Annotated in this window: 16 protein-coding genes; 13 read left to right on the top strand and 3 right to left on the bottom strand. The window is 72.2% G+C overall.

Features of this window, described 5'->3' with window-relative positions:
- Nucleotides 1-30 precede the first annotated feature (30 nt).
- The 8 genes from AB0472_RS22260 (at nucleotide 31) to AB0472_RS22225 (ending at nucleotide 7,452) form a co-directional block, all read left to right on the top strand.
- On the top strand, nucleotides 31-1,086 hold the full coding sequence (locus AB0472_RS22260) for an ABC transporter permease (RefSeq protein WP_366358208.1): 1,056 nt from the start codon (nucleotides 31-33) through the stop codon (nucleotides 1,084-1,086).
- A 2-nt stretch (nucleotides 1,087-1,088) separates the two neighbouring features.
- Nucleotides 1,089-1,976: an ABC transporter permease gene (locus tag AB0472_RS22255; RefSeq protein ID WP_366358207.1), complete on the top strand. Its 888-nt coding sequence runs from the start codon at nucleotides 1,089-1,091 to the stop codon at nucleotides 1,974-1,976.
- On the top strand, nucleotides 1,976-2,848 hold the full coding sequence (locus AB0472_RS22250; protein ID WP_366358206.1) for an ABC transporter ATP-binding protein: 873 nt from the start codon (nucleotides 1,976-1,978) through the stop codon (nucleotides 2,846-2,848). The genes AB0472_RS22255 and AB0472_RS22250 overlap by 1 nt, the downstream gene beginning before the upstream one ends.
- A gap of 5 nt (nucleotides 2,849-2,853) precedes the next feature.
- A complete protein-coding gene (locus AB0472_RS22245) occupies nucleotides 2,854-3,726 on the top strand; it encodes an ATP-binding cassette domain-containing protein (RefSeq protein WP_366358328.1) in 873 nt (290 codons plus the stop codon).
- Nucleotides 3,727-3,821: 95 nt separating this feature from the next.
- A complete protein-coding gene (locus AB0472_RS22240; protein WP_366358205.1) occupies nucleotides 3,822-5,162 on the top strand; it encodes an NtaA/DmoA family FMN-dependent monooxygenase in 1,341 nt (446 codons plus the stop codon).
- 49 nt (nucleotides 5,163-5,211) lie between these two features.
- The gene (locus tag AB0472_RS22235) at nucleotides 5,212-6,000 is read left to right on the top strand and encodes an alpha/beta hydrolase (protein ID WP_366358204.1); all 789 of its coding nucleotides are present in this window, start codon (nucleotides 5,212-5,214) and stop codon (nucleotides 5,998-6,000) included.
- 58 nt (nucleotides 6,001-6,058) lie between these two features.
- Complete coding sequence (gene ssuE / locus AB0472_RS22230; RefSeq protein WP_366358203.1) at nucleotides 6,059-6,616, top strand: NADPH-dependent FMN reductase; 558 nt, start codon at nucleotides 6,059-6,061, stop codon at nucleotides 6,614-6,616.
- Nucleotides 6,617-6,738: 122 nt separating this feature from the next.
- A complete protein-coding gene (locus AB0472_RS22225) occupies nucleotides 6,739-7,452 on the top strand; it encodes a nitroreductase (protein ID WP_366358326.1) in 714 nt (237 codons plus the stop codon).
- On the opposite strand, the gene AB0472_RS22220 is transcribed toward AB0472_RS22225, so the two are convergent.
- Nucleotides 7,385-8,263 carry a sigma factor-like helix-turn-helix DNA-binding protein gene (locus AB0472_RS22220; protein WP_366358202.1) on the bottom strand — a complete coding sequence of 293 codons (879 nt, stop codon included), beginning with the start codon at nucleotides 8,261-8,263 and terminating at the stop codon, nucleotides 7,385-7,387. The genes AB0472_RS22225 and AB0472_RS22220 overlap by 68 nt on opposite strands.
- Nucleotides 8,264-8,541: 278 nt before the next feature.
- On the opposite strand from AB0472_RS22220, the gene AB0472_RS22215 reads away from it, so the two are divergent.
- Complete coding sequence (locus AB0472_RS22215) at nucleotides 8,542-8,772, top strand: DUF5133 domain-containing protein (protein ID WP_366358201.1); 231 nt, start codon at nucleotides 8,542-8,544, stop codon at nucleotides 8,770-8,772.
- A gap of 44 nt (nucleotides 8,773-8,816) precedes the next feature.
- On the opposite strand, the gene AB0472_RS22210 is transcribed toward AB0472_RS22215, so the two are convergent.
- Nucleotides 8,817-9,305 carry a MarR family transcriptional regulator gene (locus AB0472_RS22210; RefSeq protein WP_366358200.1) on the bottom strand — a complete coding sequence of 163 codons (489 nt, stop codon included), beginning with the start codon at nucleotides 9,303-9,305 and terminating at the stop codon, nucleotides 8,817-8,819.
- Between the two features lie 185 nt (nucleotides 9,306-9,490).
- Between AB0472_RS22210 and AB0472_RS22205 the strand changes: the two genes are divergently transcribed.
- Nucleotides 9,491-9,964 (top strand): carboxymuconolactone decarboxylase family protein, encoded by a 474-nt coding sequence (locus AB0472_RS22205; RefSeq protein ID WP_366358199.1) that lies wholly within the window; start codon nucleotides 9,491-9,493, stop codon nucleotides 9,962-9,964.
- Between the two features lie 153 nt (nucleotides 9,965-10,117).
- Entirely contained in the window at nucleotides 10,118-10,519 is a 402-nt protein-coding gene (locus tag AB0472_RS22200) for a cupin domain-containing protein (RefSeq protein WP_366358198.1), read from the top strand.
- A 126-nt stretch (nucleotides 10,520-10,645) separates the two neighbouring features.
- Here AB0472_RS22200 and AB0472_RS22195 read toward each other — a convergent pair whose 3' ends face one another.
- Nucleotides 10,646-11,374, bottom strand: coding sequence for an SDR family oxidoreductase (locus tag AB0472_RS22195; protein ID WP_366358197.1), 729 nt, complete (start codon nucleotides 11,372-11,374; stop codon nucleotides 10,646-10,648).
- A 295-nt stretch (nucleotides 11,375-11,669) separates the two neighbouring features.
- On the opposite strand from AB0472_RS22195, the gene AB0472_RS22190 reads away from it, so the two are divergent.
- Both AB0472_RS22190 and AB0472_RS22185 read left to right on the top strand, forming a co-directional pair.
- A complete protein-coding gene (locus AB0472_RS22190) occupies nucleotides 11,670-12,167 on the top strand; it encodes an Ohr family peroxiredoxin (protein WP_366358196.1) in 498 nt (165 codons plus the stop codon).
- Nucleotides 12,168-12,450: 283 nt separating this feature from the next.
- A complete protein-coding gene (locus tag AB0472_RS22185) occupies nucleotides 12,451-14,151 on the top strand; it encodes an FAD-dependent oxidoreductase (RefSeq protein WP_366358324.1) in 1,701 nt (566 codons plus the stop codon).
- The last annotated feature ends 449 nt before the right edge of the window (nucleotides 14,152-14,600 follow it).

Genomic DNA, 14,600 nt, shown 5'->3' with positions numbered 1-14,600 from the left:
AGACACCGAGATGAGAGAGGGGGCAACACCATGACGACGACCGACACGGCGGCCGCGCCGGCCGCGTCCGGCGCGCCCGCCGTACCGGCACCGCGTCGCCGGGGTGCCACCGCCAGGACCCGGCGCGCGTCGGCCAGGATCCTGGCCGCCCTCGCCCGGTCCGTCGCGATCTTCGTACCCGTCTTCCTGGTCGCGACCTTCGTGACCTTCGCGCTGCGGTCGCTGAGCGGGCTCAGCCCGGCGCGCATCCAGCTGGGCGAGGACGCGACTCCCGAGGCGATCGCCCGCATCGAGGCCGAGTGGGGACTGAACCGGCCCTTCCTGGTGCAGTACGGGGACTGGCTCAACGGCGTCCTGCACGGACAGCTCGGCACCAGCTGGGTCAACGGTGCCGACATCTCCACCCTGATCGGCCTCGGGCTCGGCGTCAGCCTGTCCGTGGCGGTCCTCGCCCTCGTCATCGGCGTGGTGGTGGGCTTCGTCCTGGGCACCGTCGCCGCGCTGCGCCGCACCACCTGGGTCGACCGCGCGATCACCGGCTTCGTCACGGTGATCTCGGTGATGCCGGCGTTCGTCGTCGGTATCGTGCTGGTCGCGGTCTTCGCGGTCGGGCTGCACCTGTTCCCGTCGGCCGGCTACGTCCCGGCCGCCCAGGGGATCGGCCCGTGGCTCGCCCACATCACCCTGCCCGCGGTCGCGTTGAGCTTCGACGTGGTCGCCGACGTCGCCCGCCAGCTGCGCACCAGCCTGGTCGCGGCATACGGCGAGAACTACGTGACCGGCGCGGTCGTACGCGGGCTGAGCCCCCGTCGGATCTTCTTCGGCCATGTCCTGCGCAACGGGCTCGGCCCCGCGCTGGCCACCCTCGGGCTGAAGTTCCCCGCGCTGGTCGGCGCCTCCGTGGTCACCGAGTGGATCTTCGGTCTGCAGGGCTTCGGCCGGTTCGCCAACGACTCCGCGCAGGCCGGTGACGTGCCCGCCGTGCAGGGCGTCCTCGTGGTGTCGATCGTCCTGGTCGTCACCTTCAACCTGATCGTCAACCTGGTGCTGGCCCGGGTCACCCCGGCCGCCCGGCGGGGGGTGTGACCATGATCCGCCGCGTGCTCTCCCTCACCTCCGGCAGGATCGCCGTCGCCGTCCTGGTCCTGGTCGCCCTGCTCGCCCTGCTGGGCCCGCTGCTCGCCCCGCACAACCCGCTGGGCACCAGCGACGACACCCTTGCCGCCGTCTCCGGATCGCACTGGCTCGGCACCGACTACCTCGGCCGGGACGTGCTCAGCCGGCTCCTGGCCGGTTCCCGGATCAGCGTGCTCGGCTCCCTCGAAGTCGCCGTCACCGCGCTGGTCGTGGGCGTCGTCCCCGGCATCCTGTCCGTGCAGCTCGGCCGGGTCTTCGAGTGGATCACCCTGCGCCTTGCGGACACCCTCGTGGCGCTGCCGTTCCTGCTGTTCGCCGTCGCCGTGGTCGCGCTGCTCGGCAACGGCATCACCCAGGCGATGCTCGTCACCGGGGTGCTGGTCTCCCCGCTGTTCTACCGGGTGGCGCGGGCGGCGACCCTCTCGGTGACCCGCTCCCCGTACGTGGAGGCGGCGGTGATCTCCGGGGCGTCCACCGGCTGGATCGTGCGCCGGCACGTGTGGGCCAAGGTGCTGCCGCCGATCGCGGTCGCCCTCGCCCAGACGGTCGGCGTCGGCTTCGTCATCGTCTCCAGCCTCACGTTCCTCGGCATCGGAGTGCAGCCGCCCGCGCCCACCTGGGGCGGCCTGCTCGCCTCCGACCTCGGTTACCTGAGCCGGCGCCCGTGGGCCCCGGTCGCGCCCGCCCTGCTCATCACGGTCACCGTCTGGGCCTGCAACCTGCTCGCCGACGCCGTCCGGGACGTCTCCGGGGAGGCGGGGCGCGCCCTCGCCGACGACCGCCGCGCGCGGGCCAACCGGGCCGGCAAGGCCGAGCCCGTCACCTCCGGAGGTGCGTGATGACCACCCTGTCCGGCGACCTGGCCCCGGCCGGGACCCGTACCGCCGGGACACCGGCCGCGCCCGTGCTCGCGCTGCGCGGGATACGGATCACCGACCACGCGGGCGGCCGCGAGCTCGTGCACGGCGTGAGCTTCGACCTCACCCCCGGCCGGACGGTCGGCATCGTCGGCGAGTCCGGCAGCGGCAAGACCCTCACCTGCCGGGCCGCGCTCGGCATCCTGCCCCCGCACTTCGAGGTCACCGAAGGCACCGTCGAGATCGCCGGTACCGACATCGCGACCCTGACCGCGCGCCGGTGGACCGAGTTGCGGGGCGCCACCATCAGCGCGGTGTTCCAGGACCCGGCGTCCTACCTCAACCCGTCCGTCCGGGTCGGTGCGCAGATCGCCGAGGTGGTCCGGGTCAAACTCGGCCTCAAGCGGCGCGCGGCCCGGCAGCGGGCGCTGGACCTGCTCCGTGCGGTCCGGCTGCGCGACCCCGAGCTGGTCTACGACCAGTACCCCCACGAACTCTCCGGCGGCATGCTCCAGCGCGTCCTGATCGCCACCGCGGTCGCCGCCGACCCGCTGGTCCTCATCGCCGACGAGGCCACCACCGCCCTCGACGTCACCGTCCAGGCCGAGATCCTCGACCTCCTCGCCGATCTGCGCGAACGCACCGGGCTGGCCCTGGTGCTGGTCTCCCACGACCTGGCCCTGGTCGCCCAGTGGTGCGACGAGGTGCTGGTCATGCGCCAGGGCGAGGTGGTCGAGCAGGGCCCCACCCGCACCGTCCTCCACGAGCCCCGGCACGAGTACACCCGGCTGCTGATCGCGGAGCACGAGCAGTACGGCCTGGAGAAGTTCCTCGCCGCGAAGGAGGAAGCGTGAGCGGCATCGACGGAGCCGGACCCGCGAGCCCGGTGCCCACGGACGCCGGCCCCCCGGTCCCGGTCCTCACCGTCACCGGGCTCGACGTCGACTACGGCCCGCGCCGCCGACGCCGGCGCGCCCTGCACGGCGTGTCACTGGACGTCGCCCCCGGCGAAACCGTCGGCGTCATCGGGGAGACCGGATCCGGCAAGTCCACCCTCGCCCGCGCCGTGCTCGGCCTGGTGCGCCCGGCGGGCGGCTCGATCACCGTCGCGGGCGAGGAGGTCACCGGGTACGGCCGCCGCCGGTGGCGCGAGCTGCGCCGCCGGGGTGTCGTGCAGTACGTCTTCCAGGACCCGCTGCGCAGCCTCGACCCGGACCTCACGGTCGCGGACTCCCTCACCGAGCCGCTGCTCGTCCGGGGCGTCCCCCGCCAGGAGGCCGTCGAACGGGCCCGCGCGCTGCTGGACCGGGTGCGACTGGCGGCGGAACTCCTGGACCGGCTGCCGTCGGAGCTGTCCGGCGGCCAGCGGCAGCGGGTCGCGGTGGCGCGGGCGCTGATCACCCAACCGCGGCTGATCATCCTGGACGAGCCGGTCAGCGCCCTGGACTCCGCCAACCGTGTCCAGGTCCTGGAGATCCTCAAGGAGCTCCGGGACACCGGCGTGGCCCAGATCTTCATCTCCCACGACCTCGGCTCCGTGGCCGGCGTCGCCGACCGCATCGCGGTGCTCTACCGGGGCGAGCTGGTGGAGACCGGAACCGCCGGTGACGTCATCGCCCGTCCCCGGCACCCCTACACCCGGCTGCTCGTCGGCTCGGCGCCCACGCTGCGCGGTCCGGCCGGCGCCGGCCGCGCCGAACGCGAGGCGCTGCGTGCGCTGTTGCACGCCTGACGAATCCCCTGCGACTCCCCGAGCTGCGTACCCCTGACCCTGCGTACCCCTGACCTGCGCACCCTTGACCCTGCGCACCCCTGAGAGGACCCGTCATGTCCCGCAAGATCCACCTCGCGCTGCATCCCTACGGCGTCGGCGGCCCCGGCCAGCACGGCCTGTGGAAGGACCCCAGGATCGCCAAGAACGCCAGCGTCGACGTCAACTACTACATCCGGCAGGCCCAGGCCGCCGAACACGCCCTGTTCGACGCGCTGTTCATCGTCGACAGCCAGTTCATCAACGCCACCTACCCCGCCCACTACCTCAACCGCCTGGAGCCGCTGACCCTGTTGTCGGCGGTGGCCACCCACACCCGGCACATCGGTCTGGTGGGCACGGCCAGTTCGACGTACAACTCGCCGTTCAACCTCGCCCGCCGGTTCGCCTCGCTCGACCACATCAGCGGCGGGCGGGCCGGCTGGAACGTCGTCACCAGCTTCGACACCGGCACCTCGAAGAACTTCGGGCTCGACGAGCACCTCGACTACGCCACCCGCTACGGCAGGGCCCTGGAGTTCGTCGAGGTGGCGCGCGGTCTGTGGGACTCCTACGAGGACGACGCCTTCCCGGCCGACGTCGCACGCGACCTGTTCCTCGACCCGGGCAGGCTGCACGAACTCAACCACGTGGGCGAGCACTTCAAGGTGGCCGGCCCCCTCAACCTGTCCCGCTCGCCCCAGGGCCAGCCGGTGATCTTCCAGGCCGGGGTGTCCGAGGAGGGCCGCGAACTCGCCGCCCGCGTCGCCGAGGGCATCTACGCGCCGGGCGGCTCGCTGGAGCAGGCCCAGGACTACTACGCCGACATCAAGCGCCGTACCGCCGCCCACGGACGGGACCCCGAGCACATCAAGATCTTCATTCACGGCGGCCCGGTGGTCGCCGCGACCGACGGGGCCGCCCTGCGCCGGGAGCGGGAGATCTTCGAGGAGGACAACGACCTGGTGCGCAACCTGGCGCTGCTCGGCCGGTCGTTCGGCGCCTACGACTTCGGCGCCCATGATCTGGACGCGCCGTTCCCGGACATCGCCCACCTCGCCGAGAAGGGCGGCCGCACCAGCGCGGCCCGGATCGTCGAGCGGGCCCGGACCGAGCGGCTGACGCTGCGCCAGGTCGCCGAGTCGGCCAACGAGTTCCGCCGCTCGCCGTTCGTCGGGGCGCCGGAGACCGTCGCGGACACGATCGAGCGGTGGTTCGCCGCGGGCACCTTCGACGGCATCAACCTCGCCTTCCGCACCGAGGACGACCTCGAACTCTTCGTGGACGGGGTGGTCCCGCTGCTGCAGAAGCGCGGCCTGTTCCGCACCCGGTACGCCGCCGACACCCTGCGCGGCAACCTCGGCCTGCCGGTCCCGGTCAACCGCCACACCCGCGAGCGCGCCCTCGCGGAGGACTGAGAACACCCACCGCCAAGAACCACCGACGACCGACCGCAGGAGTGAGGACATGACCACGACCGAGTACACCGACCACCACGGCCCCGAGGGCCTGCTCGTCCGCGGCACGGTCGTGGTGGTGCCGGGCCGGGGAGAGAGCCGGGCGACCTACGAGCGGTTCGGCAGACGTCTCGCGGCCGACGCCTACCGGGTCCGCGTGATCGATCCCCCGGCCCTCGGCGCCACCCGCCTCTCCGACGTCCTGGACCGCTTCGGCGCCGCCCTCGCCACGGCCGTCGAGGACACCGTCCCCGAGGGCGCCGACGGTGTCGTACGACCCCTGGTGCTGGCCGGAGCGGACACCGGCGCCCTCGCGATCGCGGCCCTGCCGACCGGGCCTGAGCCCGACGGGGTGCCGCGTCCGGACGCCGTCGTCCTCGCGGGCCTCCCCGGCCCCGGCCGGACCGCCGCCACCGCCGCCGGCAGCTGGGAGGACGAACTCGACGTGCGCACCTCCTGCCCGACCCACCGCGCCCGGCTCGCCGACGACACCCGGTTCCGCCGGGGAACGCTCGCGGAGGCGGTGGACCCGGCCCTGCTCACGGCGGCCTACGAGAGCGAACCCGCCGTGCCCGCCCTGCTGCTGACCGGTGACGCAGACCCGCTCGCGGACCGCGACGCACTGGACCGCGCGGCCAAGTCCTGGCCCCGCGCCCGGCTCGCGGTCGTCCGCGGCGGCCGTCACGACGTCCTCAACGACCTCCAGCACCGCTCGGTGGCGGCCGAGGTCGTCACGTTCCTGGAGACGCTGCGCAACGGCCTCGTCCCGCTGGTCACGGTGGAGTCGAGCGCGTGGTGAGCCCCGTGGACAGTTCCGCTCCCTGACCGACCCCCGCCCCGACCCTGGAAGGTTCGCCATGGCCACAGTCCTGTCCGTCTCCGGAAGCCCGTCCGCCACCTCACGCACCGGCCGCCTGCTGCGCCACCTCGACCGCCGGCTGGCCGCGCACGGCCACGAGGTGATCGCCCTCGACGTGCGGACCCTGCCCGCGGAGGCCCTGCTGGGCGCGGACTTCGCGCATCCGGCCGTCGTCGAGGCCGCCGCGCTGTTCGAGCGGGCCGAGGGTGTGGTGATCGGCACGCCGATCTACAAGGCGGCCTACTCGGGCCTCCTGAAGTCGCTCCTCGACCTGCTCCCCCAGTACGCGCTGGCCGGCAAGACCGTGCTGCCGCTGGCGACCGGCGGCAGCACGGCGCACGTCCTGGCCATCGACTACGCCCTGCGCCCGGTGCTCAGCTCCATGGGCGCGGCGCACATCGTGCCGGGCTGGTTCACGCTCGACAGGGACATCGCGACGGACGCCGACGGACGCCTGACCGTGGCCCCCGCCTCGGCCGAGGCACTGGCCGAGGTCACCGACCGCTTCTCGGCGGCGCTGCACGGCCGCCCGGCCCACCTGGCGGCGGCGGGCTGAGCCCTGTCCCTCGCACGGGGGTTGCGGCCGCACCTCGCGCCATCCGCCCGATTTAGTGTTGACTGATACTATATCGAGTGAGACGATCTCGGGAGTACCGGACGGAGAGGGTGCTCGCGATCATGAACGTCTACGAGGCAGTCACGAGTCGGCGGGCCGTGCGGGACTTCACCGACCGGGAGGTCCCGCGGGAGGTGCTGGAGCGCGTGCTGTCCGCCGCGGCCTGGGCTCCGTCCGGGTCGAACCTTCAGCCGTGGCACGCCTACGTACTGACCGGCCCGCCGCTGGCCGAGCTCAAGAAGCGGGCCGGCGACCGCATAGCCGCGGGCGACCCCTGGGACGAGCCGGAGTACGAGCAGTATCCCCCGGTGCTCGAAAGCCCCTACCGGGAGCGCCGCGCCGCCTTCGGCGAGCAGCGCTACGGCGCGCTCGGCATCGCGCGCGAGGACCTGGAGGCGCGACAGCGGGCCGCCGCCGCGAACTGGGAGTGCTTCGGGGCGCCCGCCGCGCTGTTCTGCTACCTCGACCGCCGCATGGGCCGACCCCAGTGGTCGGACTTGGGCATGTACCTGCAGTCCGTGATGCTCCTGCTCCGCGCCGAAGGGCTGCACAGCTGCACACAGATGGCCTGGGCGAAATATCACCGGACCGTCGCGGAGATCGTGTCACCTCCGGATGACCTCCTCCTGTTCTGCGGCATGTCCATCGGCCACGAGGACGTCACGGCAGACCGGTCCCGTACCGGCCGGGCGCCGCTCGGGGAGACGGTCACCTTCGTGGACGGCCGGGGCCGGGGGGCTGGTCCTGGTTCCAGGAGCGCAGCTTGTCGGGGTTGAGGACGACCCAGACCTGTGCGACACGGTGTTCGGCGACGTCGAGGCTGATGACGGCGGCGACCTGGCGGCCGTACCGGGCGATGAGGCCGGTGCGCCCGTTGACGGGGTGGGTGGCCAGGGCGGTGCGGGGGTGGCGGGCCAGGAGCGTCAGCAGGCTGTGGGCGACCTGACGGCTGCCGTGCACGGGCCTGCTCAGTGCCCGGACCTTGCCGCCACCGTCGAAGAACGCCGTGACGTCCGGGCACAGCAGCGACTCGAGCAGTTCGGCGTCCTCGTCCACGCAGGCCTGGCGGACGGAACGGGCGAGGAGATCGTGGCCCTCCGGCGGAGTGGCGCGTGAACGCCGGCCGCGAAGACTGCGGCGGGCACGGTCGGCGAGTTCGGCGCACTCGGACTCCGGGCGTCCCACGATGTCGGCCACCGCGTCGGAGGCCATCCCGAAGACGTCGTTGAGCACGAACGCCGCCCGCTCGGCCGGCGACAGCGAGTCCAGCGCGTTCAGCAGAACCCGGCTGACCTCCTCCTCCACCATCGCATTCGGCCGGTGCCCCGCCGCGTCCTTCTCCGTCGCACCGCGGCAGGGGCGGGCGAGCAGGCCCAGGCAGATCGCGCCCGCGGTCTTCGCGAGCCAGTAGCGGGGAGCCGCGATCCGCCCGCGCCTCGCTTCGGACAGCCCGAACCACCGACGGTAGGTCTCGGCGACCACGGCCTCCGCCTCGGAGGGGTCGCCCAGCATCCAGTAGGTGACTTCCAGCAGGTGCCGACGCTCATCGAGCAACTCCGCGACCGGCACCGCGTCAGCATGGCCCATACGACTTCTCCCCCTGACAGAACTCAGCGCGACACGCGGCCGCCGACACGGCGGGTGCCGTACGTCCGCGATCCATCGGTTCAGTTCTTTGACCGGACAGACCGCGGGCTTGTGACGCACCCGACTCGCCCTCCCCGGCCTCGGACCGGTTCGGAGGGCCGCCCGCCGGAGCCGGTCCCGGCGCGTCACACAGGCCGGGGGCGCCCGGTCTTCACTCCAGGCAACGAAACGCTGCCGTCACCGGGTGTGACTCGAACGTCGAGAGGGAGGGCCTGACTGTGCTCGTTGTTCCGGATCCGAAGGTCGTCAGAGGACTGCTGACCCGGTACGCGTCTCTGCGGATCGCGCTCGCCGAAAGCGAGGGGCCGCAAAGGGCGCGCGAGCTCGAGGACGTGAGTTACACGCTGTGCATCACGATGGGCACCCAGAACGTGCACGAGGCCGTGGCGGCCGCGGACACGCTCCTCGGCGCACCCGTCAGCAGTCCGGCGCGTGCGCTGGGCGCGTGAACCCTGGGCGGTCCGCGCGGTCCGGCCGTGCCGAACCCGCGCGCTCATGACCTGCCGTCCTCGAGGGGATGGGCGAACCGGGTCAGCAGCTCCGTCAGCTGCTCGCGCTCGCCCTCCTCCAGGCCGGCCACCAGGCGCTCGGCCGGCGGTTCCGCCGCCACGTGCGCCGCGTCGAAGAGCTCCAGGCCCCGAGGGGTGATCTCAACGGCCCGCACCCGCCGGTCTCCCGGAACCGGCCGGCGCACCGCCAGCCCCATCCGCTCCAGGTCGTCGACGACCCTCATGACCCCTGCCTTGTCCGACCCCGTCGCAGGCCCCAGATCCCGCTGCACCGTCGGCCCGCGGTCCACCAGAACCAGCAGCACCGCGAAGTGCCGCAACTCGATACCCAGCGGCCGCAACGCCTCCGTCATGGCCCCCGCCGCCCGCCAGTGCGCCCGCCGCAGCAGCAGGCCGAGGGCGAAGGGAGAGGTGTCCCCGGGGCGGTCGGTCGCACGCGCGCCGGCCGAGGGGTGAGGGGAGTCGGTGGTCACCCTCCCAGAATACCCGTTGTCCACTCATTCGATACCGTAGCGTTTGAAACCATATGCCCTCGGGGCCGGCCGTCTCCTCGGGCGCCCGGTGACCGAGGAGATGCACAGCACTCCAGGCTTCGTTGTCACACCTTGCCGCGCTGTCCGGTCAGTAGTGCGTACCAGCAATTCTTCCAGGAGGGCTCATGGACGCACGTCTCGACTACTACGGCAATCCCTTCGCGGGCAAGGTGCTCAGGCACCTCATGTCGACCAGCAAGGTGCTGTCGGACTCGACGCTGCCGGCCACCGTCCAGCACCTGGTGGAGATCCGCGCCAGCCAGATCAACGGCTGCGGCTTCTGCACCGACATGCACACCAAGGAGGCCGCCCACGCCGGGGAGACCGACGTGCGGCTCAACCTGATCGCGGCCTGGCGGGAGGCGACGGTCTTCACCGAGGCCGAGCGCGCCGCGCTGGAGCTGGCCGAGCAGGGCACCCGGGTCGCGGACGCGGCCGGTGGCGTCACCGACGAGGCCTGGGCGAAGGCCGCCGAGCACTTCGACGACGAGCAGCTCGCCGCGCTGACGACCCTCATCGCCGTCATCAACGCCTACAACCGCATCAACATCATCACCCGGCAGCCGGCCGGCGGCTACAAGGTCGGCATGTTCGGCTGAACCGCTCCGCACGCCCGGCGTCACAGCCGGCAGCCGGATCGTGGCGGGCGGAGCGCCCGCCCGCTGTAAGGCAATCTGTCCTGAGCCCGGAGTCGGCCGACGCGAGATCGTCCGTTCCGGGCCGGCCTACGGAGGTCTAGCACCATGCACGAAATGCACTCAGGGGACGGCTTCGGACCCAGGATGCTGGCGGACGTCAAACCGCCCTTCGTTCCCGAGGGCGCTTCGGGAATGACCGTCCTCGTCGAGTGGGCGCCCGGGGACCCCGGGACTCCACCGCACCGGCACTCGGGGCCGTGTTTCGGCTACGTCATCGAAGGCGCGGTCCGCTGGGAGCTCGAAGGCGAGCCGGAGCACGTGATCAAGGCCGGCGAGACGTTCTGGGAGCCGGGCGGCGAGGTGATCCACTACCAGAACGGCAACGCCTCGCAGGACGAGCCGGCCAAGTACATCGTGTTCATGATGTGCGCGCCGAACCAGCCGATGCTCACCCTGGTCGACGACGAGGAACTGGCGCAGCGCGCCCACCTGCGCGCCCCGCGCCCCACCGACTGACCTGCCGCCGGCGCACACGCCGGTCACGGACGGTCTCCCGCACCGCCATGGTCCCGGCCATGGCGGTGCCGTCGTGCGACCGGGGCGCACACCCGATGCCCCGCCACGTCCGTGGGCACGAGTCGGTCAGGACAGCCAGTCGGCGTAGTGGGTGGGTGCGAGGTGGGCGTTCTTGTCGGTGAGGACATCGCCCTTGACCACGGCGAACATGCCGGCGGTGGGGTCGGTGACGACGGTACGGGGGTCACCCTTGCGGGACAGCGTGATCCGGCCCAGTTCGTCCAGGGGGAAGATCTCGGGGCCGGCGATGTTGCGGATCCCGTTCAGCGGGGGGCCCGCGGCGACCTCCGCCACCGCGGCCGCCACGTCCCCGGAGGCGATGGGCTGGATGGGCGTGGTGGGGAGCCGGACGCTGTCCGCGTCGGCGGTCCAGGACAGAACCGCGTCCATGAAGTCCATGAACTGCGTGGCCCGGACGATCGAGTAGGGGATCGGCCCGTCCGCCAGGATCTTCTCCTGCAGCGCCTTGGCGCGGTAGTAGTCCATCTCGGGCACCTGGTCCGTGCCGACGATCGAGAGGATCACGAAGTGGCCGACACCGGCCTTCTCGGCCGCCGCCAGGAGGTTGTCCATCGAGGTCCGGAAGAAGGCGAGGGAGGCGTCGTCGAAGGTCGGCGAGTTCGTCAGGTTGACGACCACGTCGGCCCCTGTGAGCGCCTCGTCCAGCCCCTGTCCGGTGATGATGTCGACCCCGGTCGACTGCGAGTGCGGTACGGCCTCGTGTCCGGCGGCGTTCAAGTCCTTGACGACCTGCGACCCGACCAGTCCCGTACCGCCGATGACTGCGAACTTCATGGCGTGCCCTTTCGCCGGGAGTGCACCCGAAGTGAGACATAAGACACTATATGTGGACCAAATGGGTTTCACCCGGGCACATGCCGCCCGCCTGCCGCGGGGGCCGGATCCCTGTCACAACAGCGGAGACGGGCTGGTCAACTGACTGTCCGCAGCTGGCAACCCTCCCTACGCGAAGGTGCACCGACATGGCATTCGACATCACCGGTCCGTGGGGCTCTGCCCGCGGCCCGGAACCCGGTATCGCACGGCGGCCCGACACGCAGAGGCCGCGTGCCGTGAACGGAGACACGCCGTGACCGAGCGGATCCCGTTGCCCGACCTGTCCACCGACAAGGACTTCGGCGGAGACGCGTTCGCCCCGATCTACGCCACGACCGTGACGGTGGACGGAGGGACGGCGAGTCACGGGCGGGCCTCCGGGAGGGCGCGCTCGGGCGACGGGGCCCTGGATCTCGACCTGCGCATGCCGGCGGAGCTGGGCGGAGACGGCGAGGGGACGAATCCCGAGCAGTTGTTCGCCGCCGGCATCGCCGCCTGTCTCCACGGGGCGCTGAGCCTGGTCGCACGGCAGGCCGCGCTCGACCCCGCGGTGATCTCCGTGGCAGCGACCGTGGCCTTCGGACGGGACCCGGAGGACGGCGGCTACCTCCTGCACGTCGACCTCCAGGTGAAGTGGCCGGGCATCGACCTCGCCGTCGCCGCCCCGCTGGTGGAGAAGGCCGACTCGCTGTGTCCCTACACGAAGATGGCCCTGCGGGGAACACCGACGAGGATCAGGCTGGCCGCATAGCCGACGGCGTCGGCCGTCCGTCCCGCGGTACGCCGTCCGCGTGGCCGTGGTGCGCCTCCTGCCGGCACACCACGGCCACGGAACCTGGTGCACCGCACATCCCGCCGCCGAGGACACCGGAGCCATGACCGTGCAGCCCACGAGAGTGTGACGGTCGGCGCCGGACCCGCGAGCTCGGAGGACGAAAGGTGTCACAGGTTCCCGGACGACCCGGTCGTACTGAGTGACAATGTCTCGGCGACCGGAGTAGATCGTGACTACCACCGAAAAACATATTTCCACGATGGTGCTGGTGATCGGGACCGGCGGCGCCGGGCTGCGGGCGGCGATCGAGCTGGCCGAGTCCGGCGTCGACGTCCTCGCGGTCGGCAAGCGCCCCAAGGAGGACGCCCACACGGCGCTCGCCGCCGGCGGAATCAACGCCGCCCTCGGCACCATGGACCCGGAGGACAGCTGGCAGCAGCACGCCGCCGACACCATCAAGGAGAGCTACCTGCTCGCCGATCCCCGCACCGTGGAGATCGTCACCCAGGGGGCCGCGCGGGGCATCGGCGACCTGGAGCGGTACGGCATGGCCTTCGCGCGCGAGGAGGACGGACGGATCTCCCAGCGCTTCTTCGGCGCTCACACGTTCCGGCGGACCGCGTTCGCCGGCGACTACACCGGTCTGGAGATCCAGCGCACCCTCATCCGGCGCGCGGACCAGCTCGGCGTTCCGGTGCTCGACGGTGTCTACATCACCCGGCTGCTGGTCCACGACGGCGCCGTCTTCGGTGCCTACGGCTTCGATCTCACCCACGGCACGCGGTACCTGATCCACGCCGACGCCGTCATCCTCGCCGCGGGTGGCCACACCCGCATCTGGCGGCGCACGTCGTCCCGGCGCGACGAGAACACCGGCGACTCGTTCCGGCTGGCCGTGGAGGCCGGCGCCCGTCTGCGCGACCCCGAACTGGTGCAGTTCCATCCCTCCGGGATCATCGAGCCCGAGAACGCGGCGGGCACCCTCGTCAGCGAGGCCGCGCGCGGCGAGGGCGGCATCCTGCGCAACGCGCTCGGCGAGCGGTTCATGAACCGCTACGACCCCGCACGCATGGAGTTGTCGACCCGCGACCGGGTGGCCCTCGCGTCCTACACCGAGATCAAGGAGGGGCGGGGCACCCCGAAGGGGGGTGTGTGGCTCGACGTGTCGCATCTGCCACGGCAGACGATCATGACGCGTCTCCCCCGTGTCTACCAGACCCTGCTCGACCTCCAGATGCTGGACATCACGCGCGATCCGATCGAGATCGCGCCCACCGCGCACTACTCGATGGGCGGGGTGTGGGTGCGTCCCGAGGACCACAGCACCGACGTGCGCGGCCTGTACGCCATCGGTGAGGCGTCGAGCGGCCTGCACGGCGCCAACCGCCTCGGCGGGAACAGTCTCATCGAGCTGCTGGTCTTCGGCCGTATCACGGGCCGGGCGGCCGCCGCCTACTCGCAGTCCCTGACCGCTCAGCCGCGGTCGGCGTCGGCTGTCGCACAGGCCCGCGCGGAGATCGACGACCTGCTGGTGGCCGACGGGCCGGAGAACGTCCGCGCCCTCCAGCGCGCCATCCGCAACACCATGACCGAGCACGCCGGAGTCGTACGCGACGAACAGGGTCTGCGCGCCGGGCTCGCGGAGCTCGCGGCGATCGAGAAGCGGATGGAGGACGTCGGCGTCCACCCGGACATCGCCGGCTTCCAGGATCTCGCGCACGCCTTCGATCTGAAGTCCGCGGCGCTGGCGGCCCGGGCCACCCTCGAAGCGGCCCTGGAGCGCCGCGAGACCCGCGGCTGCCACAACCGCAGCGATTATCCCCACCTGGATCCCGCCCAGCGGGTCAACCTCGTGTGGTCACCCGCGACCGGGATCACCCGCGAGAGCATTCCGGACATCCCCGACGAGATCTCCGCCCTGATGGCAGAGGTCTCGACCGACGGAAAGCTCGCCGAATAGCGCACGCCGGTGATCCGACCGGTACTCCGGTGCCGAACCCGGCGACGGGCGCGGCACCGGCGGTGGTTCCCGCGAGTGGCCCCTGGCAGCTGCCAGGGGCCACTCGCGGACGCGGATTCCGCGCCGCTCGGCGCCGTGTCCACCGGAGGCAGGCGCGGTGAGGCAGGAAACGGGGAGCGGCATCGACCCGGCGGCCGTGGTCGCAGCGCTGACCGCCGAAGCCGCCGAACTCCGCGCACGCGTCGACGCGCTGCGCGGGGAACTCGCCGCGCTCGACGAGCGGATGAAAGCCGTCTCGGCCGCTCAGCGGGAGACCGCGTCCCGTCGAGGCCGGCGCCTGCCCCGACCCGCAGGCCCCCGGCGACGGTGGGCGGCGCGACTGCCCTGCTCCGGGGCTGCTCTCCTCCTCCAGGACCTCGCCGCACCGTCGCCCGCGCGTACGGCCCGGC

The sequence above is a fragment of the Streptomyces sp. NPDC086777 genome, from assembly GCF_040702065.1.
Lineage (GTDB): Bacteria > Actinomycetota > Actinomycetes > Streptomycetales > Streptomycetaceae > Streptomyces.
The sequence above is the reverse complement of the archived record's forward strand: the minus strand, read 5'-3'. Positions and strand labels throughout refer to the sequence as shown.